Source organism: Shinella sp. GW821-FHT10F02 (assembly GCF_058809275.1).
Genome location: NZ_JBXASL010000007.1, coordinates 426,313 through 450,616, shown reverse-complemented (window position 1 = coordinate 450,616; position 24,304 = coordinate 426,313). Strand labels below are relative to the sequence as shown.

Genomic DNA, 24,304 nt, shown 5'->3' with positions numbered 1-24,304 from the left:
TCAGGCTCCGAACATCCCGTTTCCGTCATAGGAAAAGAAACCGCGTCCCGACTTTCGGCCGAGGAGGCCGGCGGCGACCATGCGGCGCAGCAGCGGCGGCGCCGAAGCCCGCGGATCAAGCGTGATTGGATAGAAGGCCTCCGATAGTCTGACCTGCGTATCGAGGCCGACGAGATCGATCAGTTCGAGCGGTCCCATCTTGTAGCCAAGCGCCGCCTTGATCGCCGTGTCGATGTCCTGCGGTTTCGCAACGCCGGCTTCGACCGCCCGGATCGCATCGTTGTTGAAGGGCACGAGCAGGGCATTCAAGATGAACCCCGGTTTGTCCTGGGTCTTTACGGCAATCTGGCCGGATTCCTCCACCCATTGCAGCGCGGCATCAAATGTTGCCTCGGAGGTGAGGATGCCGGGGGTCATTTCGACCAGCCTCATCAACTGCGCCGGAAGGCAAAAATGCATCCCGACAACGTTTTCCGGCCGGCGCGAGCCGCTGGCGATCTCGGTGATGGAGAGTGTCGAGGTGTTGGAGGCGACGATCGTGCCGGAACCGCAGACGGCGTCGAGCTCGCTCAGCAGCTGGCGCTTGACATTGAGATCTTCGAACACGGCTTCGATGACCAGATCACATTCGCCGAGATCGCCGATGTCGTCTGTTGCGATCAAATCGTCCTGGATAATGCTTCGCTCTGCCTCCGTCAGCTTTCCGCGCTCTACCGACTTGGCGAGAAAGGCGTGTGTCGACATCATCGAGCGTTGGAGCGCTTCTTGCGATCGATCGAATGCGATGGTTCGAAATCCCGCGCGCGCTGCGACGATCGCGATGCCCGCTCCCATGGTTCCGCCCGCGCCGCACACACCGACAGTCTTGATCGTTCCTGTCATCTTTGTACGAAGCTCCGTCCGATAATTTGACGATGGACCTGGTTGGTGCCTTCCCAGATCTGCGTAATCTTGGCGTCGCGCATGAGGCGCTCGACCCGGTAGTCCGTGCAGTAGCCGTAGCCGCCATACATCTGGACAGCCTCGGTCGTCATGCGCATGGCGAGATCGGAAGCCCGCATCTTTGCCATGGAGGCTTCCAGTCCGAAGTCCTTCTCGCCCGCATCGACCAGGCCCGCGACATGGTCGAGCCAGCACTCGGCGAAAGCGAGGTCGGTCGCTAGATCTGCGAGTGTGAACTGATTGGCCTGGAACTCGACGATCCGGCGTCCAGACTGCCGGCGTTCATTGCCGTAGGCTGTCATGTCCTTGAAAGCCGCGGTTGCGATTCCGAGGGCGTGGGCAGCGATGCTGGGGCGGGATTTGTTCAGCGAGCCGAGAAGGATCGCCAGACCATCCCCCGGCGCACCGATCAGGTTGGCGCGCGGCACCCGGCAATTGCTGAACGAGAGCGCCGCGGTGGAGGAGGCGCGATGGCCCATCTTGTCCTCCAGCCGGACCACCTCGAAGCCGGGAGTGCCTTTCTCGAAAACCAGAACGGACATGGCTTTTTTGGCATCGTCGATCTCGCTCCACTTGCCGAAGAGGAGAATCAGGTCCGCGCGGTCGCCCGTGGTGATAAAGAGTTTCGAGCCTGTCACGAGGATATCGTCGCCATCTGGACGGAAGCTGGTCCGCATTCCCGTCGCGTCAGACCCGGCATTCGATTCGGTAATGGCAAGGGAGGCAAGCCCGCCTTCGGCGATCTGTGGCAGAAGCCTTTCGCGCTGCTCATCGGTGCCGTAGTCGATCAGCGGTTTCATCGCGTGAAAGTTGGTGGCGTATATGATGGCAGTTGATGCGCAGGCTTCCGCTATCGTCTTGACGACCTCCAGATATAGGCGGAACCGCATGGGGTTGCCGCTGACCTCCTCGGGAAGGAAGAGCGTGTTGAGACCGAGCGCATTGATGGCGTCAATATTTCCTTGCGGAAAATCACCGGTGCGATCGTAATGCTCGGCATTCTTGGCGATGACCTCGCGCGAAAGCCGGCGGACCTGTTCGAGGACGATGGTTTCCTCGTCCGACCATTGCCGGTTGTTGTGGAGCTGTTCGAATATCTTCATCAGTGATTGATCCCTTGTGCGCCATCCACGTAGAGGGTCTCTCCTGTCAAGAAGGGGATTTGCTCCTGGAAGAGCATGGCGACCAACCGGGCGATCTCCTCCGGCCGCCCCGGTTTTCCGCCCGGTATCCGTTTCGAAAGCCATTTCCGGACTTTTTCGTTGTTGAGAAAGTCGCGGTTGAGATCAGTTTCTACATAGCCGGGCGCAACATTCAGAACAGCGATGCCGTCGCACGCCCATTCGGTAGCAAGGCAACGCGTGATAGCGCCGACGGCGGCCTTCGATGCGCAGTAAGCCAGACTTTCGGGCACCCCAAGTTTGTCGAAGAAGGAGCCGATGTTCACAATCAGCGAAGTGCCCGACCGGACGAGATGAGGGTGGATGCTCTGCGACATCGTCAGCACCGAATAGGCGTTGAGCCGCATCGCCTGATCGAAGTCGGACATCGAAAGATCGATGCTCGGTTTGCCCTCATGCGCCCCGGCGCCGTTGACCAGACCGACGATAGGCCCGCGTTCCGCGATCGTTTCAACGGCGGCGGTGATCTCCGATTCAACGCGAACATCGCAGGCGAGGCCGAAGCCGCAGGGCACGTCTCCCGTTCGCGACAGGCCGGCGACGACAAATCCTCTACGGTCGAGCTCGATAGCGATCGCCGCCCCTATTCCTCGGCTGGCGCCTGTCACGACGATTTGCGGCCTATTCATCGCGAAACTCCGGTTTTCTCTTTTCGATGAAAGCAGTGAGGCCTTCGGCGGCGTCACGCGTGCGATATGCAAGGGTGGACAGGTCGGCCTCGATCTTCAGGCCTTCGGCGACCGGCGTGTCGCTTGCGCGCAGGACGGCGTCACGGGCGAACTGTATGGCTGCCAGGCCATGGCGGGTGATCTCGCGAGAGAACTCCGCGCCGGCCGCCACACAGTCGCCGTCCACGACCCGGTGCACCAGGCCGATCCTTTCGGCTTCGTCCGGCAAGACGCTGCGTCCCGTCAGGATCAGATCGAGTGCGCGGCCTTCTCCCACCAGCCGCGGCAGGCGCTGGGTTCCGCCATATCCAGGAATCAGGCCAAGCTTGACCTCGGGAAGGCCAAGGCGCGCGTCCGTCGCCGCGATCCGAAACGTGCAGGCAAGCGCCATTTCCAGCCCGCCACCGAAGGCGTAGCCATTGATGCAGGCTACGGAAATGACCGGTAGGCGAGCCAGCTTCTCGAAAACCGCCTGTCCTATTTCTGCTCCACGCTTCTGCTCCAGAAGGCCTCTGTCGCGCAGTTCTTCGATATCGGCGCCCGCGCAGAACGCCTTGTCGCCAGCCCCTGTGATCAGAAGCGCCCTGACCCCAAGGGTCGTCACGGTGTTCAAGGCCGTGTCCATCTCGCGAAGAACGGCGAAAGATAGCGCATTCAGGCGATCCTGGCGGTTCAACGTAAGAAGCGCATAGTCGCCATGGGATTCCAGCGTCACCATCATCGGGCCACCTCCGAGCTGGGTGGAAGCCGCACCGGCACGGGCGAGATTTCCCGCCTCTTGGCCTGGTCTGCGAGTTCCCGCTTCAGGATCTTGCCGCTGGCAGTCAGCGGAAACGCATCGACGCGCAGGAAATATTCCGGCATGTCGTATTTCGACAGTCCTTCCCTGGCCAGATATTCCAGCAATTCGGAGGGATCAGCGGTGCCGGCAATCGCGATGCAGACCCGTTCCCCGAGCCGGGTATCCGGTATAGGAAAACAGGCGGCACGGGCGACATCGCGATGGCGCATTGCAAGCGCTTCAATATGCGAGGGGTAAATATTGTGCCCGCCGCGGATGATCACATCCTTGATGCGGCCTTCTATCCTGAGATTTCCAGCGCTGTCGACCACGCCCAGATCACCGGACATGAACCAGCCGTGCCTGTTGAAGCTTGCCTCCGTTGCAGCCTGATTGTCGAAATAGCCCAGCATCAACGTCGCGCCGCGACCACCTATTTCGCCGATCTGGCCGGCGGGAAGCTGGACGTCCCTGTCCGAGGGATCGAAAATCCGGATTTCGTAGGCGCTGCCCCCGCGTCCGCAAGTGTTGACGATGGTGCGCACGTCGTCTTCGGGATGGGTGTATTGATGGGATGAATTCTCCGTCATCCCATAGACGTTCTGCGCCTTGATGCCTTGGCTCAGGAATTTTTCCGCGACCGTGGGCGGTATGGGGGCGCCGGCCATGTAGAAGATCTCGACATTCCCCATGCGTTCGAGCCCACGCCGTTTCTGTTCGGCGAGAATATCCATGGCATGGGTGGGGACGCCGAGGACGTAGGTCGCCCTCGTTTCGAGGATCCAGTCGAGCCGGTCCATTCCCCGCGGCGCGTCGTCGGTAATGAAGCGCCCGGCCGCCAGAAGCCACTGGGCGACGGCCACCCAGGCGATGTGATGAGAAAGCGGGGCGAGGCTGAGGATGGTGGTGTCCGGGCTGTGTCGCCAGTCACGCACGAGCTCCCGCGCATTGGCGAGCAAGGTGTTGTCCGAGTGTATGACGCACTTCGGCTGGCCAGTCGTGCCGGACGTGAAGGCGAGGTAAAGCAATTTGTCCGGATCCCTCGAATAATCCGTCAGGTTGGGTGCGGCCGAGGGAAAGTTGTCCGGCGTGAACACCATTCGGAGGCTTTCGATCCGCGCCAGGATGTTTTCGAAACGACCTGTCTGGCGATCGGCGCCCCAGCCGTCTTCTGTCAGCAGAATGCGCGCGGACAGACGATCGAGAAGCGTTCCGATTTCCGCGCATGTGTGGGAACGGTGCAAAGATGGGTTGCAGGCGAAACCTTCGCGCGAGCAGGCGAGAAAGATGAGGATCGCCTCGACGCGATTGGACAGCCAGATCGAGACGCGATCTCCGGGCTTCAGGCCGTAGACCTGCATCTCTGCGGCCAGGCCATCCACCCGCGCGAGGGTTTCGGCCCAAGTCAGCGCCTGGCGGCCGTCCTGGAGCGCGAGTTTGTCCGGATAGGCGGCTGCGTTGTCACGGAGCAGCGAGTAGAATGTATCCGAACGCCAGAGGCCTTTCTCATAATATTCGCGAGCCTTTGCGGGGTGGTGAAGCGTGAGGAAAGAATGCATGGTCTAGCGCCCGAACCTCGACGCGTCCGGCGTCCTGCGCGCGGAAAAGGCTTCTGCGAGCTCGTGGCTTTCGTCGCTTTCCAGGTAGGACCGCAGCAACAGGTCGTGCGCCATGCGGGACAGTCCCGATACGCCGCCGTGCCGGGCGTTAAACGCCGCCTTGATCGAGGCGATTGCAAAGGAGCCGCGTTCGGCGATTTCCAGCGCGAAGGATCTCGTCTCCTCCTTGAGCTTGTCGTCGGGCACGACCTTGTTGATCAGGCCGAGGCTAAGGGCCTCGTCAGCCGTGATCTTCGGGTTGCGATACCAGATCTCCTTGGCCTTCTTCTTGCCCACAAGATCCTCGAGATACCAGGTGCCGTATCCCGCGTCGAACGAGCCCACCATGGGGCCGACCTGACGGAAGATCGCGCTCTTCTTGGCGATGGTGCAGTCGCAAACCATCTGCAGGACATTTCCGCCGCCGACGGCAAACCCATTCACGGACGCGATGACGGGTTTCTGAAGCTTGTCGATCGCCTCGTACATTTCCAGGGTTGGAAGCGTTCCGGCATAGAGGGTGGTGTCCTCCATTCCATCCTTGCGGCCGCCGATGCAGAAGAACTGCTCGCCCGCGCCCGTCAGCACGACGACCCTCGTGCGCGTCTCCCGGCGGATCTGCTCGATGCAGTCCCGCAACTCGTGACACATCTCCACGTTGAACATGTTGCCGTCTTCGGGACGATTGAGGGTGATCGTACCGACCGGGCCGTCTTCGTGATAAAGGATTGTCTTATAGGCCATTGGGTCCTCCTGAAATGATCTTCCTCTCCGCGAGGTCGGCGATTTGCCGATCCTGGAATCCGAAGGCCTCGCGCATTAGTTGTTCGGTGTGCTCGCCAAGCAGGGGCGGGGCGCGTTGCGGCCTCCCGGCCTGCCGGTCGATCAGCATCGATGGACCGACTTGCGGCACGGACCGACCGTTCTGCTCCAGGCGATAGAAAACACCTCTTCGGATCAGTTCCGAATCCCCGGCGATCTCGTCAATCCGATTGATCGGGCCACAAGGAACACGCGCGGCACGCAACAGGGACAGCCAGTGGGAAGAAGGCCTTTCAAGCAGGATGCGTTGAATCTCGCCCACGATCTGCGAGCGCTTCGCCCGCCTTGCGGCATTGCTCGCAAAGGCAGGATCCTGGTGGAATTCCGGGCGCTCCAGCGCGCTCCAGAAGCGCCGCCAGATACCGTCGTTTCCAAGCCCGACGGTGATGGAGCCATCGCCGGTACGAAAGGCCTGATAGACGGAGATGACACTGTCGGTGCCGCCGGAACGGTTCGGGACGTTACCCGAGCCGAGGTAGGGGACAATCCTGCAGGTCAGGAACCGCGTCATCGAATCGACGAGCGAAATGTCGATCAAAGCGCCCTTCTCTCGGCTGATCCGCCTCACAAGCGCCGAGACCGTGGCAAAGGCGGCGTCGTGCCCCGCCAGCATGTCCGCCGCTGGCGCGCCGACTTTCTGGGGCGGCCCGTCGTGTTCCCCCGTCACATCCATGACACCGGAATATCCTTCGGCGATCAGATCATAGCAGGGCCAATCTGCTCGCTCCCCATCCAGCCCGAATCCGGTGATTGCGGCATAGATCAGTTTCGGGTTGCAGGCCTGCATGTCGTCCGGCCCTATGCCCAGCTTCTCAAGAACGTGCCTGGGAGAGCTCACGATCATGACGTCGCTCTTCGACACCATCGAGCGCAGCACGGCGAGCCCTTCAGTGGTGGAATAGTCGATGACGATGCTCTGCTTGTTTCTGTTCACGCTGAGAAACCACAGCGACTCGCCATCCAGAAACGGTGGTCCCCAGGCGCGCGCGTCATCGCCGCCGGCTCTCTCGACCTTGATGACTTCGGCGCCCATGTCACCGAGGAGCATGGATGCGTAAGGTCCGGCAATCGAGCTTGTCAGGTCCAGCACCCGGATGCCTGCAAGCATGTCGAACCCGTCACCGCAACGGACCACGGGAAGACTTTCATAGGGAAGTGTTTCCGGTTTGGGCGACGGGTTGTTTTCAAGCACGGATGGTCCTCCAGATCATCCCAAGCTTTGCAAAGGCCATGCCAAACGGTGCGCCGCGAGATTTTTGGCGGTCTTGTCCCGATCAAAAGGCTGGCGCTGCGTAGAGTTTCGTTAGACAGAATATAATTCTGCTTGATAGATCGTGTCTTTGCCTGCTACACCGTCCCTAGGAAGTGTTCGTGTGAAGGACGCGCCGCCGCGGATGGACGCAGCCTCATCACTGGAGGTCGGATATGCCGGTAGTGGAAGGTGTGGTTATTGTTCGCGGAGGAAGCCTGATCTTTTCCAGCGGCTTCGGCGCGGATCCGCGGGTAAAGGCACTGGCGACCGATGCCGTGTGGATGGGCGAGGCAAAACGCCGCCGCTTGCAGCCCCTTCATCTCGACCAGTTCAACCTTGCCCTCGTGGTGGTGCCATCCAACGATGGTGATCTCATCATTATCAGCCGTGCTCGGGATGCGGTTCTGGAGTTCATCGGCTCTGTCGACTTCGCCTATGATATCATCGACAGAATGCTGACGGATCCGTTCGATGCCCTCACGGTCGTCGATGCGGCCGCCCGCATCGCATATATTTCACCGGTTCATGAGGATTTCTTCGGCCTGGAGCACGGCGAGGCCAACGGCCTTCCTGTGCGGCAGGTCATCGAAAACACCCGGCTCGACACCGTCGTTCAATCCGGCAAGTCGGAGATCGGCCAATTGCAGAGAATGAAGGGCGTGGAGCGGGTGGTCTCCCGCCTGGCGATTACGCGCGACGGTGCCGTGCTCGGCGCCGTGGGCCGGGTCATGTTCAAGGGGCCGGAACAGGTTACCTCACTCAGCAAACGCGTCAGCGTACTGGAAAGTGAAGTTGAGTTTCACCGGCGTGAGGCCGCCGCTTTGCGGCGCCGCACCTACGGATCGAACGATCTTATCGGCAGCAGCGATGCCATGCGTCGACTCCGCGCGGAAATCACAAAGGTCGCGCCACTCAATGTTCCCGTCCTCATTCGTGGCGAAAGCGGCACGGGCAAGGAACTCGTGGCACATTCGCTTCATCAACTGAGTTCAAGGCGAGACGCCTCCATCGTGATGGTGAATGCCGCGGCTCTTCCCGCGACGCTCGTCGAATCTGAACTGTTCGGCTACGAGCCCGGCGCTTTTACCGGAGCAGACAAGAAGGGGCGCAAAGGCAAGTTCGAGCAGGCTGACGAAGGCACCATTTTTCTCGACGAAATCGGCGATACACCGCTCGACGTCCAAGTGAAGTTGCTGCGTGTGCTTCAGGACAGGGTCGTGGAACGGATAGGTAGCGATCGTCCGCGAAATGTCGATTTCCGGCTTATCTCGGCCACCAATCGAGACCTTCATACTCTTGTCTCGGAGGAGAAGTTTCGGCTCGACCTCTACTATCGCATATCGCCGATCGTGATCGCAGTGCCGCCGCTTCGGCAGCGAGTGACCGACATAGAAGAATTGGTGGCGTATTTCCTGCGCGACATATCCCGGATCCATGGCCGGCCGGCGCCGCAGATCACGGAGAGCGCTCTCGCCTATCTCATGGATCAGCCATGGCCCGGCAACGTGCGCCAATTGCGCCACGAGATCGAAAGGGCGTTCGTGTTTGCGGAAAAGGGCGTTGTCACCGTGGACACCCTTGTGCGCCACGGCGACACGAACCTAATGTTCGCCGCACCGCAGAGTGCAACGAGCCGGCAGGGCGGAATAGCTGTGCCACGGCTGAAGGAGGCCGTCGACAGCACCGAGTTCGATCTCGTGCGGGAGGCTATGGCGCTTCACAATGGAAACAAAAAAAGGGTGGCGGAGGATCTCGGGATATCCAGGTCCTATCTCTACAAGATTCTACGGGAGAATGGTGCCTGAGCCGGTGTGGCTGCCGTTGGCACGCGCCTTGCGTAAGTGATGGGCATTACGCAAAGGAGGTATCCATTGACACGAGAACTTCACGGAAAAACAGCTATCATCACCGGCGGGAGCGGGGGGCTTGGAAAGGCGATCGCGCGGGAGCTTTTTCTCGCCGGCGCTTCGATTTTCTTGGTTGCAAGAAATAACGAGACGCTGAAGGCGGTGCGCGACGAGTTTGAAGCGCTCGACCAGCGCGGCATCGAGATTTTCCAGGCGGACCTTACGGACCTTGATGCTGCGCAGCTTTGCGTGGAGGCGGCCGTCGCCCGGTTCGGAAAACTGGATATACTGGTCAACTGCGCCGGTTCGACCAAGCGGGGGGAATTCGCCAAGCTGACCGATGAGGACTGGGCAAGCGGTTACGGGCTGAAGCTGCATGCAAGCGTCCGCATGTGCAGGGCCGCATGGAAGCATCTCGTGGCCCAGCGCGGAAGCATCATCAACATCGCTGGCGTCAGCACGCACACGCCGACCGCTGACTTCACCATCGGCGCGTCCGTCAATTCCGCGCTTTTGACCTTCTCCAAGGCACTTGCGGATATCGGTATTGCCGACGGCGTGCGGGTCAATGCCATCAATCCCGGCTACATCGATAGCGACCGCCTCTCATCGCGCATTCAGTCGCTCTCGCGCGAGCGGTCGGAAAGCCCCGATGTAATCCGCGCCGAGCTTTTGCAACACTACCAGATCGAGCGTTTCGGTCTGCCGCAGGAGGTGGGGCAATTGGCTGTTTTCCTGGCGTCGACCAAAGCCGCCTACATTCATGGCACGGCCATCGATCTGGATGGCGGCGCCACACGCGGCGCATAGCGCGGCTCAATGTCCATAGGGTTTCCCTCGCCTGTTTCGTCAGGCGAGGGTTCATTTGAGGTTTGCATCATCCGACTAAGTTTTCCGGCAAAAAGCGTGGTGAGGCACGCCTTTAAGGCACGCGTGATGCTGCCAACGCGGGCAGATTAAACCTTTGACAGTGCCGCCCTGGTGTCTGGCGTTTCGGCACTTTCAGCGCCGAAGTTGAATTCTACTAATTGACTAGAATGTTGTTGTGCAATATCACTTAACAGAATAATATTCTGTTAGGTAGAATTTGGCGCCTGCGGATTGTCTGGACGTCCAAAAATCTAAATCAGGGGAGTTTTATGGAAAAATCATACGTGCGTAAGTTTCTTCCGGTGCTCATTACGGCCGGAATCATCCTCTCCGCGACGATTGCGGCAAGGGCGGATGAGGCTATTCCAAGCGTCAAGATCGGCTGGCAGAAGATCCCCATGCTGGCTGCGAGCTATCTGATTGGCCAGAACGCCAAGAGCCACGGTCTCGACGTCGAGCTTATCCATTTCAACCGCTACTCGGATATGCGCGTCGCGCTTGAGAACGGTTCCATCGATTTCGGCAGCATCAGCCCGACGGACGTCAACGTGGTTGCCGATGCGGGCGAACCGAATTTCTCGGTGATCGCCGGGCAGGCCAAGGGCGGCGACCTGATCGCTAAGAAGGTCGGGCTGGGGCCGATAACGTGGGAGCAGCTGGCCTCCGGAAAGATTCCGTTCGGTAGCTTCGGGGGCGGCATCGCATGGCTCAAGACGGTCGCGACCATGGATGAAAAGGGATTTGATTTCGGCAAGGTCGATGAGATCAAGGTTGCCGGCACGATCCAGGACGTCATGCAAAACGTCAAGATCGGCAAGGCACAGGTTACCATGAATGTCGATCCCGCTATCGCCCAAGCGGTGTTGGAAGGCTACGCAGAATATGCCGACGAACTTGACATCAACAGCTCGAAGCTCGGCGGACAGAACTCACTCTTCGTCGCTAACAAGAAACTGCTCGACAAACAGGATGTTCTCGACAAGGTGCTGAAGGCCTATGTCGACGAGACCAAGCGGCTGCAGGACGATCGCGAACTGTGGGTGACGACTTACCAAGAATATACCGGCGTCGAACGGAAGGTGGCGGAGCTGTCTCTGCAGCGGGTCCATCTCGACCTGACATTTTCGGAGGACCAACTGAAAAGCTTCTCCACGTTCATGTATGACAAGGGTCTGGTCAGAAGCGAAGATCTCGCGGACACAATTGGCGTAAACTACAACTACGGCCCGCTTTCCAGGATCACCGGCAAGTCTGCTGAAGAATTGGGAAAGAGCAGGCAGTAAGGCTCCATATAAGAAGGAATAACGATGTCCGCGCCGCAAAGCATGGTGGATCATCCGCTGGCGATCAACGGGAAGCTGCCTGACGAGGTTGACGTGAAGTGGTCCGACCGCAGGTTGGCCAAGCTTCTGATGTTCATCGCCGTGCCGGTCACAGGCGTTCTGCTCTGGCAGTTCCTGGCCGATCGAGGCATGCTGATCAGCAGCATGCCCTCTCCTGTGGAGGCCGCCAAAACCCTGTGGCATTGGATGTTCGGTGTTCCGAAATCCAGCGTCGATGTCTACGCAGGTACCTGGCTGGGCCACGTATTGGCGAGCGGTCAGCGGGTTCTCGTCGGATATGCGCTTGCCGCTTTGGTTGGTATCCCGCTTGGCGTGCTGATCGGTGCCAACAAGATCGCATATGCCTTGCTCGACCATGTAATCCAGGCTCTGAGAACCGTGCCGGCGCCGGCCTGGGTACCGTTCACCCTGGCGTTCTTTGGGCTTAGCCCGCTGGCGACTGTCTGGCTTATCTCGCTGGTGGCATTTTTTCCCATCGTCGTGAATACGGTCGGCGGCGTTCAGCAGGTATCGCCCCTGTTATGCGATGCGGCACAGATGCTCGGCGCCCGGCCGTTCTACATCTGGAGGCGTGTTCTGGTTCCCGCTGCGCTTCCCTTCATCTTCGTCGGCTTGCGGCTGGGTGCGGGAATGGCCTGGATCGCGGTCGTGGTCAGCGAGTTGGTAGGGGTTAAGAACGGCCTCGGCTACAGCCTTTACCAGTCCTATCAGTTCGGGCGCATGGACATCCTGGTCGGCACGATGTTCACACTGGGTGTCTTCGGCCTGATCTCGGACCGAGCGGTCGGGTTCGTCGCTCGAAAAGTCATTCGGGTTTAGGGAGGGGTCTATGTCCACAGTCGATATCAACGGGTTGAACAAAGAGTTTCACGGGTTGCCGGTTGTCAGGGATTTGAACCTCAGGATCGAACAAGGTGAGTTCGTGTCGATCCTCGGCCCGAGCGGTTGCGGCAAATCCACGGTCCTCAACATGATTGCTGGCTTCATCCCGCCAAGCCAGGGATCGATCAAGGTCGCCGGCCACGAAGTGACCGGCCCGGGCCCGGATCGCGGCGTCTGTTTCCAGCAATCCGCTCTGTTTCCGTGGCTCAGCCTTTGGGAAAACATCGCCTTCGGCCCGAAGGCGCAGGGCGTGTTCGACGCCGACCGCAAGGCGCGGGCCAGACAGCTTCTGCACGAGTTCGGACTGGACGAGTTTCATGGGCACCGGCCCTCTCAGCTTTCCGGCGGCATGCAGCAGCGGGCGGCGATCGCCAGGATATTGATCAACAATCCCGATATCCTGCTCATGGACGAACCGTTCGGCGCCCTCGATGCCCAGACGCGGCTGAGAATGCAGAACTTCCTTATGAAGGTTCAGCGGGAGTTCGGCTGCACGATCCTGTTCATTACACATGATGTCGATGAGGCCATTTACATCAGCGACCGCGTGCTCGTCATGAGCGCACGTCCCGGTCATATCGTCGAGGAGCTGGTGGTCAGCCAATCCAAGCCGCGCACGACGGAGTTTCTGCTATCAGAGGAGTTCCGCGACCATAAATACAGGGCTTTCAAGTCGCTTGAAGCATCGTTCAATCGTGATGCGGCCTGATATCGAACCTGGGGACGTGCCTTGGCTTCAAATCTAGTGTCGGACCTCTGCCCAGCGAGCGATGGCTTCCAGTCCATCCGGGTCTCTTCTTCCGGTGGCGTTTCGACCATAACGCTGCTTCCGGATGATGGTCTGGATAGCCTGGAAGCGGGTGCGGTGCCGATCGCTTTCGCCCAGCATAAGGAGATCGCCACGGCGCTCGATCGGCTCTCTGCGGATCCGTCGATCCGGGTGATCGTGCTGACCGGTGTGGATGGCACATTCGTGGCGCCCTCGAAACGATCGGTCACGCTCAAGGATCTTCCACCGGAAGAGGATTGGGGCCTCATCGAAGGGCTGCGGCGAACGCTGTTGGCGATACTGCAGCATCCATGCCCGATCATCGCCAAGGTCAATGGCAATGCGGTTGGATACGGATCGAGCCTGATGTTCGCGTGTGATTTCATCATTGCCAGCGAAGACGCCCTGATTGCCGACCATCATCTCGGCATGGGCGAGCTTCCCTATGGAAAGCCTGATTTTGGTTTCGTTCCCGGTGATGGCGGGACAGTCTTCGTGCCCTTCGCGATGTCTCAAGCGGAGACCCGCGACTACCTGACGGTCGCCCGGCACTGGACGCCGCGGGAAATGGCGGCGAGAGGCATGATCAACGACGCCGTTGCGCCGGGTGAGCTCAATGCCGTGGTCGACCGGATGTGCGCCGCCTTGAAGCGAAGGCCATACCATGCCCTTGCCTGGACAAAGCGGATACTCAACCAGCCGGTTATGGAGCGTTTCGTGTCCGGCTACGATGCCGCCATGGCATTCGAGGTTATCAACATCCTGCATCGGCGATCGGAAAACGCCCGCGCGGGTTGATCGAGGATTTTTGCAGCATTGCGTTTGGAAAGTGGTGGCTTACGTCGCCTTAAAAGGATCGAGCACATGTCGACGACTTTGAAAGAACATGGAAAACGGGTTGCCGTCGTCACCGGCGCGGCGGGCGGTATCGGTACTGCTATCGTCCAGCGTCTGCTCGCGGACGGCTTTGCGGTTGCGGCGGTGGATGTGAACAGGGCCGGTCTTCGGACGCTGGCCGAGCGGATCACCGCGTCGGATTGTTTCGCAACCTTTGAGTTCGACGCCAGCGAAGATGCCGCGCAGGGCGTTGCCGATATCACCCGTGTTCTTGGCGCGCCCTATGCGCTGGTGAATGCCGGAGCGCTGCTCCACTCCGGAAGCGCGGTAACCACGACGGATGAGGACTGGGCGCGCATTCTGGCCGCCGATCTGACCGCGCCTTTCAAGCTGTGCCGGGCGGTGTTGCCCGACATGATCGAGAGAGGTGCAGGCGTCATCGTGAACATCGGCAGCATAGGCACCGAAATCGGCTTTCGCGAGCGGGTCGCCTATTGTGCCGCCAAGGCGGGCCTGGTTGGCATGACCCGGGCAATGGCCGTCGATCACAGCAAGTCGGGGATAAGGATCAATGCGGTCAACCCCGGCACGACGGAAACGCCGATGGTAACCTCGATGTTTGAGAACGCCCCGGACCCCGTCGCGGCGCGCAAGCTGTCGGAATCCCATCAGCCTTCCGGCCGGATCGGCCTGCCAAAGGAAATTGCGGCGGCGGTCGCGTTTCTCGTGGGAGACGATTCGTCCTACATCTTTGGCGCCACGCTGACGGTCGATGGCGGCCGGTCCATCTGGTAGGGCCTTTCAGTCGAGGCGGTTCCGCCTCGTCGTTGGATAATGCTCTGGAGCCATTCCGGTGAACCGGATTTCAATCGGATGCTCCAGTACGCTCCTTACTCCCCTCGGCCAAATTTCAGGAAATACGCCATGCCAGAAGAATCCCTGGACCACTTCATCAACCCGGCTGGCTTCCAGTCTATTCGCGTTACCCGCTCCAATGGCGTGGCGACGATCGGGATGCTGCCGGATGACGGGCTCGTGGACGGAAAGACCGATCGCGAGCGGATCGTTCTCTTCGCCCTGCACAAGGATATTGGCGAGGCTCTGGAATGGCTGGGCCGCGACGATCTTACCCGCGTCGTGGTCCTAGAGGGCGCGGGAGACACATTTGTCGTGCCGCCAAAGGGCGGCAAGCTGCTGCAGGATCTTTCCGCGGCGGAGGACTGGGATCTCATCGAAGGCTTGCGGCGGACGCTCTTGGCCGTCATCTCGCTCACCAAGCCGGTCATCGCCAAGGTCAATGGCGACGCGATCGGATACGGCTCGTCCCTGCTCTATGCCTGCGATTTCATCGTTGCCAGCGAAGATGCGCTGATCGGTGACATGCATCTCGGCATGGGCGACTTGCCCTATGGCAACAAGGCATGGGGTTTCGTTGCCGGCGATGGGGGAGCGATCTTCGTTCCCACGCATATGACGCTTTCCATGACGAAGGAATACCTAATGCTCGCGCGGACATGGACCACGCGGGAACTCGCCGACAGGGGCGTGATCAACTACGCGGTCCCTCGGGCGGAGCTGGATGCGAAGGTTCTCGATATGTGCGAGCGGCTCAAGCGTCGCCCGCCTTATGCTTTGGCCTGGACAAAGCGGGTTCTCAATCAAGACCTCCTCCAGCGCTTCAATGCCGGTTATGACGCCGGCATGGCGTTCGAGATCATCAATGTGCTGCACAAGCGCGCCGAGATGCATCGGCCGAAAGACGAGAACCTGTGACCGTGCCAGAGGGATGGCTGGCAGATATCGCGGGTCATCTTCACACGATCGGCGATCGCGATCTTCCCGTCCTCGCCGCATCGCTCATTTGCGGGACGGGCGATACCCGTTGGCTGGAGGAGCCATACTGGAGTGCCTTGGGGCAATCCCGGCTAGGTCCGGCAAGCGTGGCCGGCGGCGGGGTTCGTAAGGAGATTCTGGACGCGGTCATGAACTGGTTGCGGCAACGTTCTCAAAACAGCCACCAGCATCAACTCGAAATCGCGGAGTTGCTTCTGTTTGACCTTTTCCGGCTTGTCACGGGCGATGAGCTTGAGGCGCCGCATATTCAGAAACTGCGTCACGATCTCGGCCTGGACAGCGATCACGACGCGATGTCGAAGGTCGATGGCTCACAGAATATCAAGGTGGCGGTCATCGGTGCGGGCCTTTCCGGGCTGCGGGTGGCCGAGAAGCTCCTGGCGGACGGTTTTGACGTGACCATTTACGAGGCCGGCTCGTCGGCAGGCGGGGTCTGGCGCGAAAACACCTATCCGGATTGCGGTCTCGACACCCATCCCTACCAGTATGAATTCTCCGACGCTCCCTTCTCCGGTTGGCGTAGAGGTTATGCCAGCCGGGTGGATATCCTTGCTTATATCGACTGGCTGATCGAGCGCTGGGACCTGACGAACAGAATCGTCTGGAACACTGAGGTTCGCGGTGCCCGCTGGGACGGCGCGCTGCGGCAATGGGTTCTGGATGTGGCAGATGGGGGTACAGGACCGCGCGCCGACATTCTGATTGCCGCTGTCGGCGCTCTGAGCAAACCCAAGGCTCCGCCCATCGACGGCATCGAGACCTTTGCCGGCGCGATTTTCCACACGTCCGGCTGGCGCCATGATGTCAACCTGAAAGGCAAGAGGATCGGACTCATCGGCAACGGCTCCAGTGGTGTGCAGGTCGCCAAGCATCTCTCGGAGCAGGGAAGTCTGACGCTGTTCCAGAGGTCGCCGGCCTGGATCATCCCGCGCCGTCCCGACTTTGACAAGCCGCTGCTCGACGAATGCCATCGGCATCTGTTCATGTCCATCCCGGGATACGAGCGCTGGTTCCGCCTGCGGCTCTCCTGGGAACTGGGAGATAAGAACTTCCGTAATCTCCGGCTCGATCCGTCCTGGAAGGGCGGGAAGGGGATCAACGCCCATAACGAGGCGATCCGCCGCGATCTGGTCAAATACATCAGAAGCAAAATCCCCAACCGTTCGGAATTGTTGGAAAAACTTGTTCCCGACTATCCTCCCTTTGCCAAGCGGATGGTCGTGGACAACGACTTTTATACCGCACTGGCAGCACCGGACTCTTCTGTGGTGACGGACCCAATCGTTGCCGGAAACGCGGTTGGTTTATGGACCGCTGATGGCCGTCATCACGGACTTGATGTGATCGTGCTGGCCACCGGCTATCGCAGCACGCAGTTCCTCTGGTCGCTGGATCTTCGAGGACGCTCCGAGCGAACGCCTGCTGATCTGGCAGGAGGTGATGATGAGATCCGGGCGTATATGGGCGTATGCCTGCCGGATTTTCCAAATTTTTTCGTCATGCAAGGTCCCAATACCGGGGCGGGTCACGGTGGCTCACTAACATTTGCCGCACATTGCCAGGCCACTTTCATTCGCAATGGGCTGCGCACCATGCTCCGGCGCGGGGCTTCGACGATCGAATGCACAACGGGCGCGTTCGACGCGTTTAACCGGGAACTGGACCAAGGGTTGGAGACGATGGTCTGGTCGGCGGGAAAGGTTGCAAGCCGTTTCCGCAATAGGCGGGGACGCGTCGTCGGAAATCATCCCTGGTCCTGGCAGGACGTCTGGGCAAGGGCGAAACATGTCGATGAGGGCGCCTTTCATTGGTCCTAGCCCAAAATCCCCAAGCTGTTGTCGGTAAAACCAGGAGGAGAACCGCGTGCTAAAATCTCACGATCGCTACGACTATTCCCCAATCAACACGAGGCCTGACTATCGCTGGCCCAACGGAACCGGGCTGGCTGTCCATTTCAGCCTCAATGTCGAGCATTTCTCGTTCGGCGAGGGACTCGGCAATGATTATGCAGCGCCCACGGCGCCACCGCAGCCGGCGACGCGGTCGTTTGCGTGGCGAGACTATGGAAACCGGGTGGGGGCCTGGCGGCTGCTCGACCTGGGCCAGGCTTACGACCTTCCCTACGGGTTGCTGGTCAACAGCGAACTTTACGACTACTGCCCCGAGATGATCGCCGCCTTTTCCCAGCGTGGGGACGAGATTGTCGGTCATGGCCGCACGAACTCCGAGCGTCAGGACGCTATGGACTTCGCAACTGAACAGACGATGATTTTCGAAGCGACCGAAACGCTCGCCCGGCATGAGGGCAAGCGTCCCGCCGGCTGGCTCGCTCCTTATCTCGTGCAGAGCCACGATTCGCTCGACCTGCTCAAAAAGGCCGGCTATCGCTACATGATGGATTGGTCGCTCGACGATCAACCCATCTGGTTTCGCACGAAGCATGGGCCGATCTTGTCGGTTCCTTACGCACACGACCTCAACGATACGCTCGAATGCGTGACCCGAAAGACACCGTCACAGGTGTTCTGCGACAATCTGGTCGATCAATTCGACGAAATGCTGGAGGAATCCGCGAGACGGCCACTTGTCATGCCGATTGTGCTGCACAGTTATGTTCTGGGGCAGCCATATCGTATCCGGCAGTTCCGCCGTGTTGTCGAACATATCGTCGCCCACCGCAAGGATATCTGGATCACGCGTCCGGGTGATATCTGCAGCTATATAGAAAGCCTGCCTGCCGGAATCGTACCGGGGTCGCAGTGATATTTCAAAGCCAGCGGCCGCCCAGCGAGGTTGTTAACTGTTCCGCATAGCCCATCAGCGATCGCGACATTTCTGTGACCCGCTGTTCCGAAAACCGGGTGATCGGGCCGGAGAGAGCCAGAGCGCCGATCAGCGTCCGCGAGCCGTTGAAGATCGGGACGGCAATGGCAGCCGTCTCGGAATCACGTTCCCCAAACGATTTCAAAGGCAGGCTGGCGACAAGCCTTGCCCATTCGGCAGGGTTTCCGGGCGGATTTTGGAAACTGGCCAGAACGTGGCCGGCGGCACCTTGACTGATCGGCAGCACGTCACCTTCCCTGATGTGGTCGCGGATGGCGTGCCTGGTATCTTCGCGAAACAGGCAAATACGAATCTTGCCTTCACGCCGATAGAAGGAAGCGCTCTCGCCGGTTTCCTCGACAAGCTTGCGCAAGATCGGGCGAACCAGGTGCTCCAGCCTGAAACTGCGCTGATAGATGTTGCCCAGGCGCATGACCGCCGGACCAAGGGCAAAGTTCTTGTCGGGAAGGCGGATAAGATAATGAGCCCGTTCCAGAGAGGCGGCGAGGCGCAACAGAGTGCTCTTGTATAGCTTGCTGCGTTCGGACAATTCATGGAGCGACAAAGACGTATCGTCTTCCTGAAAACACGCCAGAATGCTCAGAGCGCGATCGACCGCATCGACGCCGCCGGCGACCTTTGCAGCAGATTGTTCTTTTTCGACGATTGTCGTCTCCTTCAGCACGGTGCGTTGCCGAAAGCTCGGACGTGTCTCGACCTCAGTTTTCTAAAATGCTGCCGATCCCGGGTCAAGGGCGTCGCTCCCGGGCAATCATCGAAACAGATAGTTGACAGCGACAGGCAACACCCATAATTCTACTAGAAAGAATATTATGCTGCTAAACAGAATTTTTTGGTTGCGCCTGGCTCACTCCGATGATGAATCTGGATCACGCGGCAAGACTTGAGAATTCGACGATTGGACCCCTGCGCAAGCGCAATGCATGTCCAGAGGAGTACTCGCATGACGGATCACGCTTCGCTGGATTCGATGAAGGAATGGTGGCGAACATCGATCATCGACATCGCACCGGATACTATCCGGGTTCGGGGCTATGCGATCGAGGATCTGATCGGCGCGATCAGCTTCTCGGACATGATCTGGCTCATGCTCAGAGGTGAGCTCGCCTCCGCTGACCAATCCGCCTTGCTGGCGGCGGCGCTCGTGGCCGCGGTCGATCACGGCCCGCAGGCTCCCTCGATCGCGATCGCGCGCATGGCGACAACGTGTGGCGTTGCCATCAACAACGCCATGGCTTCGGCCGTGAATGTCCTTGGTGATGTTCATGGAGGAGCAGGCCAGCAGGCAATGGAAATCTATCGGACCGTCGACCAGCGCGTTCATGCCGGCGCATCGGTGGTGGTTGCAGCGCAAGAGGAGATCGCCCTGAGGCTGGCCAATGGCCAGATGATCGAAGGGTTCGGTCATCGTTTTCATCGCGTCGATCCGCGAGCCGTGAGGCTTCTCGACATGCTTGACGCCGCAGCCGCTCGCAGCGCAGTTGAAGGCAGGTTTACAGCCATAGCTCGCGCCGTCGAAACCGAACTTGCAAAGGTCAAAGGCCGGCGGCTCGCCATGAACATCGATGGCGCGACCGCGACCGTTCTCTCCGAACTCGGTTTCGGCCCGGACGATGCGCGAGGACTGTTCATTCTCTCACGCTCGGTCGGAATCCTCGCCCATGCTCGTGAACAGAGCAAGCAGGGCCATCGTATCAAGGGGCCAATGCCGCCATCCGTTCCCTATCTTTTCGAAGGGGCAGCGCCGAGAGCATTGTTCACGGAAATGCCGAAGGAAGGGTACGGGAGCGCAGAATGATCGCCGGTAAAAAGCTGCCGCTCCAGGGCATTACCGTCCTGGACTTCGGACATACGGTAATGGGGCCGTCCTGTGGGTTAGTACTCGCGGATCTCGGGGCCGATGTCATCAAGGTGGAGCCTGCTCCAGACGGCGACCCGACCCGTCGATTGAAGGGTTTCGGCAGCGGCTACTTCGGCTATTTCAACCGAAACAAGCGGTCAATCGCAATCGATCTTAAGACCGCCCAGGGTCAGGAGATCGCTCATCGGCTCGTTCGCAAGGCGGATGTACTGATCGAGAATTTCGCTCCGGGCACGATGGACAGGCTCGGTCTGGGTAAGAACGTGGTTACCCATCTCAATCCCAGGCTGATCTATGCCAGCCTGAAAGGCTTCCTGCCGGGTCCCTACCAAGATCGCCTGGCGCTGGACGAGGTCGTTCAGATGATGTCCGGCCTCGCGTATATGACCGGGCCGACTGGGCGGCCCTTGAGGGCCGGCACGTCCGTGGTGGATATTACCGGCGGCCTCTTTGCCGTGATCGCCATTCTCGTGGCCGTTCTTGAGCGGGAAAACTCTGGAAGCGGGAAGGTGGTCGAGCTGGCGCTTTACGAGACGGCGGTTTTTCTGATGGGGCAGCATCTCTGCTATGCGTCGCAATCGGAAGGTCCCATCCCGCCTATGCCCGAGAGAGTCTCAGCCTGGGCGGTGTATGATATTCTGGGCGTCCGAGATGGCCGGATGATCTTCGTCGGCATAACCTCCGACAATCATTGGGAAAGGTTCTGCACGCAGATAGGCCGTAACGATCTTGCCGAGGATCCCAGCCTGTCGACGAACAACATGCGGATCGAAGCCCGTGACCGGTTGCTCCCGATCTTGGCCGAATTCTTCGGTCAGTTGTCGATGGAGGAGGCCGTTGCGGTTTGCGAAGCGGCGCGAATTCCCTTCTCGCCGATCGTTGTGCCGGAAGACCTGTTCGGCGATCCACATTTACAGGCGCGAGGAGGGCTGATGCCGACGAGGTTGCCGAATGGTGTCGAAACGGCCCTGCCGCGCCTTCCCATTGTCATGCCCGATATGGATCTGGGTTTGCGGAGCAATCCTCCTCCCATTGGCGGAGATACGCGCGATATACTGGAACAGATCGGGTTTTCGGGCCTGGAGATCAATGCGCTGGCCCGAGGCGGTGTGATAGCAGGAAAGGGGCTGACGGATTTCCCCAAAGCGGCCGCATCGTGAGGACGGGACGGTCGCGACGACAGGATGGGAGCACATAATGACCATAGATTCCGACGCCGTCCTGACCTTGACGCACCCAGACCAGTGTCTTTCCAACTGGCGTGACCTGATCCACGGCGAAGAAGAGCAGGCAGTGATTTTGCGCTACGGTCGATCCGTCGGGCTTGGCAGGCGCCCCGCGCTTGTGATGATCGACTTCCAACTCGCATATCTCGGTCGCGACGAACCGCTTCTGGATCAGATCGACGAATATCCGGCATCGTCCGGTTCCAAAGGCTGGGCAGCGTTCCGAAACGCGATGACCGTACTGCAAGCAGCCCGCTCGATTGCCATGCCTGTCTTCATGACGCGGGTGGCGTTCGATCTCGACACGCGCAAAGACGTATCGTTCGCGTGCAAGAGAACGATGCCGGGCAGTTTTGCCATAGGCTCGAAGTATACGGAATTGCCTGGAGAACTGACGGTCGGGAATGGCGAGGTGCTTGTCGACAAGTCCGCCGCGAGCGCTTTTTATGGAACGCCGCTGGATGCGTTTATCACGGAAAACGCCATCGATTCCCTCATCGTCACAGGGCTTTCGACAAGCGGGTGTGTGCGCGCGACCGTGGTCGACGCCGCGGCGCGCGGACTGCGACCGACGGTCGTCGTCGACGCGGTCGGAGATCGGCTTGCCATATCGCATACCGTGACGCTTCTGGACATCTGGATGAAATACGGCGATCTGTGCACCGCCGCCGCGGTGAGGGAATACGCGGCTGCGAAAGCCGGGCGGCACTGATTTACCCAGGCCCGAGGCTTGTCTTTGGCATGTCTTTTTCGAAGACGGTGTCGATGGTAGATAAGCTGCCTCAACGAGGCGCGTGCGGGAAAAGGTGTTCGGCCAGGAAGTCGACCAGGGCGCGCAGTTTTGGCGCGAGATATCGGCTGGAGGGCCATAGCATCCGAAACGTCCCTTCGTGGCTTAGGAACTCCTCCAGAACCGAGACCAGGGCGCCGTCGCTGAGCTTGTTGCGGATGGCGAAATCCGGAAGGCAGGCGATGCCGTGACCATGTTCAGCCATGTAGATCAGCGGTTCGATGGTGTTCACTACGGCCGTGACCGGCAGGCCGATGTCCCTATATCGGTCTTTCAGCGGCCAGGGCTCCAGTTTGCCGCTCGTGGCAAATCGATGATGCAGACAAGCATGAGACAGTAGCTCGGCCGGGCGACGCGGCACGCCACGATGGTCCAGATAGGCCGGAGATGCAACGAGCTGGAACCGAAAGGTGCCCAGGACGCGGGTCATCAGGCGGGAGTCGCGGATTTCGCCGGCACGCACGACCCCGTCGAATCCTTCCTCGATCACATCCACAAGCCGGTCCGTGAAATCCAGGTCGAGCTCGATTTCAGGGTAGGCACGCATGAACGCAGAGAGCGTCGGCATCATCAGCATCCCTGCCAGTGGCAAGCTCACCCGCAGCTTGCCACGCGGCTTGCCTTGCGTATGCGCCAACTCCGCCTTGGCAGCTTCCATCTCGGATACGACCCGCCTGCAGCGTTCTAGAAACAACATCCCCTCGGCGGTCAGGGTCATGGTTCGCGTCGAGCGATGAAACAACCGAACACCCAAATCGTCCTCGAGACGGGCGATGGTCTTTCCGATCGCGGATGAGGACAGGCCGAGCTGCCGTCCGGCCTGGGTGAAGCTCAGGGTTTCTGCGGTCTGGAGAAATGCGCTGATCGAACTGAGGCTGTCCATCGGATCTCCATTTCGGAAACTAAGTCCGAAGTATTATGAATTCCAGCCTCATTATCAATAGTCCTTCGCTTGATAGTCTGATGTTCGGACGGCATGCGACCGCGCCGTTTTCATCCGAGGAGATTTACATGCTATCGAAAGTCGTGCTGCAGGAGCACAACCGCTTCCCCTTTTTGCCGATCGTCGATCGTCCGCCATTGCGGTGGCCGAACGGTGCGCGGGTGGCGGTATGGATCATTCCCAACATCGAGCATTTCATGTTCGACAGGCCAGGCCCAGCCGTCGTTCCGGCAACGACTGGTTTCGTACCTGATGTCCTCAATTATTCCTGGCGCGATTTCGGCGCGCGTGTCGGGATCTGGCGCCTCATGGACGTGATGGACAAACACGGCATTCGCGGAACCGTCGCCTTGAACTCCGACGTATGCCAGCACTACCCGCAGATCATAGAGGCCGGGAATGCTCTCAAGTGGGAGTGGATGGGGCACGGTCCGAACAACAATACGATGATCAACAGTCAGCCGGAGGATGAAGAGCGTGAACTGATCGGTCGTGTTCTGAAGACGATTACGGACGCCACCGGCACCGCGCCGACGGGCTGGCTCAGCCCTGCGCTGACCGAGTCGGGCAACAGCCTCGACATCCTCGCGGAGTTCGGGATCAACTACGTGGCAAACTGGGTCAACGACGAGCAGCCCTATCCCATGAAGGTCAGGTCCGGAGAGATGTTGTCGTTACCGTATTCCGCCGAGATCAACGATTATATTTCTTTTATCGAACGCAGCCAGAGCGGTGAGGCGTTCGCGCAGAGCATCTGCGATCAGTTCGACGTCCTCTACGAGGACGGGGCAACAACCGGGCGGGTTATGGCGATCTGCCTGCATCCCTTCCTGATCGGGCATCCGCACCGGAGCAAGCATTTCGACAAGGCTCTCGCCCATATCGCTTCGCGCCAGGAGGTGTGGTTTGCGACGGGCTGCGAGATTGCGGACTGGTATCGCCAGCAGCAGGCGGTCGTAGCGGGCTGATCGGCTTTTTCGCTCGCCGTCATTCA

General features: G+C 59.7%; 23 protein-coding genes. 14 read left to right on the top strand and 9 right to left on the bottom strand.

Translation table 11 applies throughout. The features are described from left to right. The 7 genes from AC1RWL_RS23365 to AC1RWL_RS23335 are packed head-to-tail and all read right to left on the bottom strand — an operon-like array spanning position 1 to position 7,184. Positions 1 to 882: a 3-hydroxyacyl-CoA dehydrogenase family protein gene (locus AC1RWL_RS23365; RefSeq protein ID WP_493158491.1), complete on the bottom strand. Its 882-nt coding sequence runs from the start codon at positions 880 to 882 to the stop codon at positions 1 to 3. Continuing rightward, positions 879 to 2,045, bottom strand: a complete 1,167-nt coding sequence (locus AC1RWL_RS23360; RefSeq protein ID WP_493095923.1) for an acyl-CoA dehydrogenase family protein — start codon at positions 2,043 to 2,045, stop codon at positions 879 to 881. The genes AC1RWL_RS23365 and AC1RWL_RS23360 overlap by 4 nt, the downstream gene beginning before the upstream one ends. Then, positions 2,045 to 2,752 (bottom strand): SDR family NAD(P)-dependent oxidoreductase, encoded by a 708-nt coding sequence (locus AC1RWL_RS23355; protein WP_493095924.1) that lies wholly within the window; start codon positions 2,750 to 2,752, stop codon positions 2,045 to 2,047. Before AC1RWL_RS23355 ends, AC1RWL_RS23360 begins: the two co-directional genes overlap by 1 nt. Next, on the bottom strand, positions 2,745 to 3,512 hold the full coding sequence (locus AC1RWL_RS23350) for an enoyl-CoA hydratase/isomerase family protein (RefSeq protein ID WP_493095925.1): 768 nt from the start codon (positions 3,510 to 3,512) through the stop codon (positions 2,745 to 2,747). Before AC1RWL_RS23350 ends, AC1RWL_RS23355 begins: the two co-directional genes overlap by 8 nt. Next, positions 3,509 to 5,131 carry a class I adenylate-forming enzyme family protein gene (locus AC1RWL_RS23345; RefSeq protein WP_493095926.1) on the bottom strand — a complete coding sequence of 541 codons (1,623 nt, stop codon included), beginning with the start codon at positions 5,129 to 5,131 and terminating at the stop codon, positions 3,509 to 3,511. The genes AC1RWL_RS23350 and AC1RWL_RS23345 overlap by 4 nt, the downstream gene beginning before the upstream one ends. 3 nt (positions 5,132 to 5,134) lie before the next feature. Further along, on the bottom strand, positions 5,135 to 5,914 hold the full coding sequence (locus tag AC1RWL_RS23340; RefSeq protein WP_493095927.1) for an enoyl-CoA hydratase-related protein: 780 nt from the start codon (positions 5,912 to 5,914) through the stop codon (positions 5,135 to 5,137). Continuing rightward, positions 5,904 to 7,184, bottom strand: coding sequence for a CaiB/BaiF CoA transferase family protein (locus AC1RWL_RS23335; protein WP_493095928.1), 1,281 nt, complete (start codon positions 7,182 to 7,184; stop codon positions 5,904 to 5,906). The genes AC1RWL_RS23340 and AC1RWL_RS23335 overlap by 11 nt, the downstream gene beginning before the upstream one ends. A gap of 233 nt (positions 7,185 to 7,417) precedes the next feature. On the opposite strand from AC1RWL_RS23335, the gene AC1RWL_RS23330 reads away from it, so the two are divergent. From AC1RWL_RS23330 to AC1RWL_RS23285, 10 genes are all read left to right on the top strand, one after another. Then, on the top strand, positions 7,418 to 9,049 hold the full coding sequence (locus AC1RWL_RS23330) for a sigma-54 interaction domain-containing protein (protein ID WP_493095929.1): 1,632 nt from the start codon (positions 7,418 to 7,420) through the stop codon (positions 9,047 to 9,049). A gap of 39 nt (positions 9,050 to 9,088) precedes the next feature. After that, on the top strand, positions 9,089 to 9,901 hold the full coding sequence (locus AC1RWL_RS23325; RefSeq protein ID WP_493095930.1) for an SDR family oxidoreductase: 813 nt from the start codon (positions 9,089 to 9,091) through the stop codon (positions 9,899 to 9,901). Positions 9,902 to 10,230: 329 nt separating this feature from the next. Next, complete coding sequence (locus tag AC1RWL_RS23320; protein WP_493095931.1) at positions 10,231 to 11,244, top strand: ABC transporter substrate-binding protein; 1,014 nt, start codon at positions 10,231 to 10,233, stop codon at positions 11,242 to 11,244. A 24-nt stretch (positions 11,245 to 11,268) separates the two neighbouring features. After that, positions 11,269 to 12,123 (top strand): ABC transporter permease, encoded by an 855-nt coding sequence (locus tag AC1RWL_RS23315; protein WP_493095932.1) that lies wholly within the window; start codon positions 11,269 to 11,271, stop codon positions 12,121 to 12,123. 10 nt (positions 12,124 to 12,133) lie between these two features. Then, the gene (locus AC1RWL_RS23310) at positions 12,134 to 12,895 is read left to right on the top strand and encodes an ABC transporter ATP-binding protein (protein ID WP_493095933.1); all 762 of its coding nucleotides are present in this window, start codon (positions 12,134 to 12,136) and stop codon (positions 12,893 to 12,895) included. Between the two features lie 21 nt (positions 12,896 to 12,916). Further along, positions 12,917 to 13,753 carry an enoyl-CoA hydratase/isomerase family protein gene (locus AC1RWL_RS23305; RefSeq protein WP_493095934.1) on the top strand — a complete coding sequence of 279 codons (837 nt, stop codon included), beginning with the start codon at positions 12,917 to 12,919 and terminating at the stop codon, positions 13,751 to 13,753. A 66-nt stretch (positions 13,754 to 13,819) separates the two neighbouring features. Further along, the gene (locus AC1RWL_RS23300) at positions 13,820 to 14,587 is read left to right on the top strand and encodes an SDR family NAD(P)-dependent oxidoreductase (RefSeq protein WP_493095935.1); all 768 of its coding nucleotides are present in this window, start codon (positions 13,820 to 13,822) and stop codon (positions 14,585 to 14,587) included. Between the two features lie 78 nt (positions 14,588 to 14,665). Next, a complete protein-coding gene (locus tag AC1RWL_RS23295) occupies positions 14,666 to 15,565 on the top strand; it encodes an enoyl-CoA hydratase/isomerase family protein (protein ID WP_493158489.1) in 900 nt (299 codons plus the stop codon). Next, positions 15,562 to 17,463 carry a flavin-containing monooxygenase gene (locus AC1RWL_RS23290; RefSeq protein ID WP_493095937.1) on the top strand — a complete coding sequence of 634 codons (1,902 nt, stop codon included), beginning with the start codon at positions 15,562 to 15,564 and terminating at the stop codon, positions 17,461 to 17,463. Before AC1RWL_RS23295 ends, AC1RWL_RS23290 begins: the two co-directional genes overlap by 4 nt. Positions 17,464 to 17,509: 46 nt before the next feature. Beyond that, positions 17,510 to 18,409: a polysaccharide deacetylase family protein gene (locus AC1RWL_RS23285; RefSeq protein WP_493095938.1), complete on the top strand. Its 900-nt coding sequence runs from the start codon at positions 17,510 to 17,512 to the stop codon at positions 18,407 to 18,409. Between the two features lie 4 nt (positions 18,410 to 18,413). Here the strand turns inward: AC1RWL_RS23285 and AC1RWL_RS23280 are convergent, their stop codons facing one another. After that, positions 18,414 to 19,154 (bottom strand): IclR family transcriptional regulator, encoded by a 741-nt coding sequence (locus AC1RWL_RS23280; RefSeq protein ID WP_493095939.1) that lies wholly within the window; start codon positions 19,152 to 19,154, stop codon positions 18,414 to 18,416. A 279-nt stretch (positions 19,155 to 19,433) separates the two neighbouring features. On the opposite strand from AC1RWL_RS23280, the gene AC1RWL_RS23275 reads away from it, so the two are divergent. The 3 genes from AC1RWL_RS23275 to AC1RWL_RS23265 are packed head-to-tail and all read left to right on the top strand — an operon-like array spanning position 19,434 to position 22,289. Continuing rightward, the gene (locus tag AC1RWL_RS23275; protein ID WP_493095940.1) at positions 19,434 to 20,288 is read left to right on the top strand and encodes a citryl-CoA lyase; all 855 of its coding nucleotides are present in this window, start codon (positions 19,434 to 19,436) and stop codon (positions 20,286 to 20,288) included. Continuing rightward, positions 20,285 to 21,511, top strand: coding sequence for a CaiB/BaiF CoA transferase family protein (locus AC1RWL_RS23270; RefSeq protein WP_493095941.1), 1,227 nt, complete (start codon positions 20,285 to 20,287; stop codon positions 21,509 to 21,511). The genes AC1RWL_RS23275 and AC1RWL_RS23270 overlap by 4 nt, the downstream gene beginning before the upstream one ends. Before the next feature lie 37 nt (positions 21,512 to 21,548). Further along, positions 21,549 to 22,289, top strand: coding sequence for an isochorismatase family protein (locus tag AC1RWL_RS23265; protein WP_493095942.1), 741 nt, complete (start codon positions 21,549 to 21,551; stop codon positions 22,287 to 22,289). Positions 22,290 to 22,359: 70 nt separating this feature from the next. On the opposite strand, the gene AC1RWL_RS23260 is transcribed toward AC1RWL_RS23265, so the two are convergent. Further along, positions 22,360 to 23,250: a LysR family transcriptional regulator gene (locus AC1RWL_RS23260; protein WP_493095943.1), complete on the bottom strand. Its 891-nt coding sequence runs from the start codon at positions 23,248 to 23,250 to the stop codon at positions 22,360 to 22,362. Positions 23,251 to 23,285: 35 nt separating this feature from the next. Between AC1RWL_RS23260 and AC1RWL_RS23255 the strand changes: the two genes are divergently transcribed. Further along, a complete protein-coding gene (locus AC1RWL_RS23255) occupies positions 23,286 to 24,278 on the top strand; it encodes a polysaccharide deacetylase family protein (RefSeq protein WP_493158488.1) in 993 nt (330 codons plus the stop codon). The last annotated feature ends 26 nt before the right edge of the window (positions 24,279 to 24,304 follow it).

What these genes read in the sequence shown, in the direction of transcription:
- AC1RWL_RS23260 (WP_493095943.1), bottom strand. Translation starts at nt 23,250, where the DNA reads ATGGACAGCCTCAGTTCGATCAGCGCATTTCTCCAGACCGCAGAAACC.
- AC1RWL_RS23355 (WP_493095924.1), bottom strand. Translation starts at nt 2,752, where the DNA reads ATGAATAGGCCGCAAATCGTCGTGACAGGCGCCAGCCGAGGAATAGGG.
- AC1RWL_RS23345 (WP_493095926.1), bottom strand. Translation starts at nt 5,131, where the DNA reads ATGCATTCTTTCCTCACGCTTCACCACCCCGCAAAGGCTCGCGAATAT.
- AC1RWL_RS23365 (WP_493158491.1), bottom strand. Translation starts at nt 882, where the DNA reads ATGACAGGAACGATCAAGACTGTCGGTGTGTGCGGCGCGGGCGGAACC.
- AC1RWL_RS23270 (WP_493095941.1), top strand. Translation starts at nt 20,285, where the DNA reads ATGATCGCCGGTAAAAAGCTGCCGCTCCAGGGCATTACCGTCCTGGAC.
- AC1RWL_RS23295 (WP_493158489.1), top strand. Translation starts at nt 14,666, where the DNA reads ATGCTCCAGTACGCTCCTTACTCCCCTCGGCCAAATTTCAGGAAATAC.
- AC1RWL_RS23275 (WP_493095940.1), top strand. Translation starts at nt 19,434, where the DNA reads ATGACGGATCACGCTTCGCTGGATTCGATGAAGGAATGGTGGCGAACA.
- AC1RWL_RS23265 (WP_493095942.1), top strand. Translation starts at nt 21,549, where the DNA reads ATGACCATAGATTCCGACGCCGTCCTGACCTTGACGCACCCAGACCAG.
- AC1RWL_RS23300 (WP_493095935.1), top strand. Translation starts at nt 13,820, where the DNA reads ATGTCGACGACTTTGAAAGAACATGGAAAACGGGTTGCCGTCGTCACC.
- AC1RWL_RS23330 (WP_493095929.1), top strand. Translation starts at nt 7,418, where the DNA reads ATGCCGGTAGTGGAAGGTGTGGTTATTGTTCGCGGAGGAAGCCTGATC.
- AC1RWL_RS23350 (WP_493095925.1), bottom strand. Translation starts at nt 3,512, where the DNA reads ATGATGGTGACGCTGGAATCCCATGGCGACTATGCGCTTCTTACGTTG.
- AC1RWL_RS23325 (WP_493095930.1), top strand. Translation starts at nt 9,089, where the DNA reads ATGGGCATTACGCAAAGGAGGTATCCATTGACACGAGAACTTCACGGA.
- AC1RWL_RS23340 (WP_493095927.1), bottom strand. Translation starts at nt 5,914, where the DNA reads ATGGCCTATAAGACAATCCTTTATCACGAAGACGGCCCGGTCGGTACG.
- AC1RWL_RS23310 (WP_493095933.1), top strand. Translation starts at nt 12,134, where the DNA reads ATGTCCACAGTCGATATCAACGGGTTGAACAAAGAGTTTCACGGGTTG.
- AC1RWL_RS23320 (WP_493095931.1), top strand. Translation starts at nt 10,231, where the DNA reads ATGGAAAAATCATACGTGCGTAAGTTTCTTCCGGTGCTCATTACGGCC.
- AC1RWL_RS23255 (WP_493158488.1), top strand. Translation starts at nt 23,286, where the DNA reads ATGAATTCCAGCCTCATTATCAATAGTCCTTCGCTTGATAGTCTGATG.
- AC1RWL_RS23315 (WP_493095932.1), top strand. Translation starts at nt 11,269, where the DNA reads ATGTCCGCGCCGCAAAGCATGGTGGATCATCCGCTGGCGATCAACGGG.
- AC1RWL_RS23360 (WP_493095923.1), bottom strand. Translation starts at nt 2,045, where the DNA reads ATGAAGATATTCGAACAGCTCCACAACAACCGGCAATGGTCGGACGAG.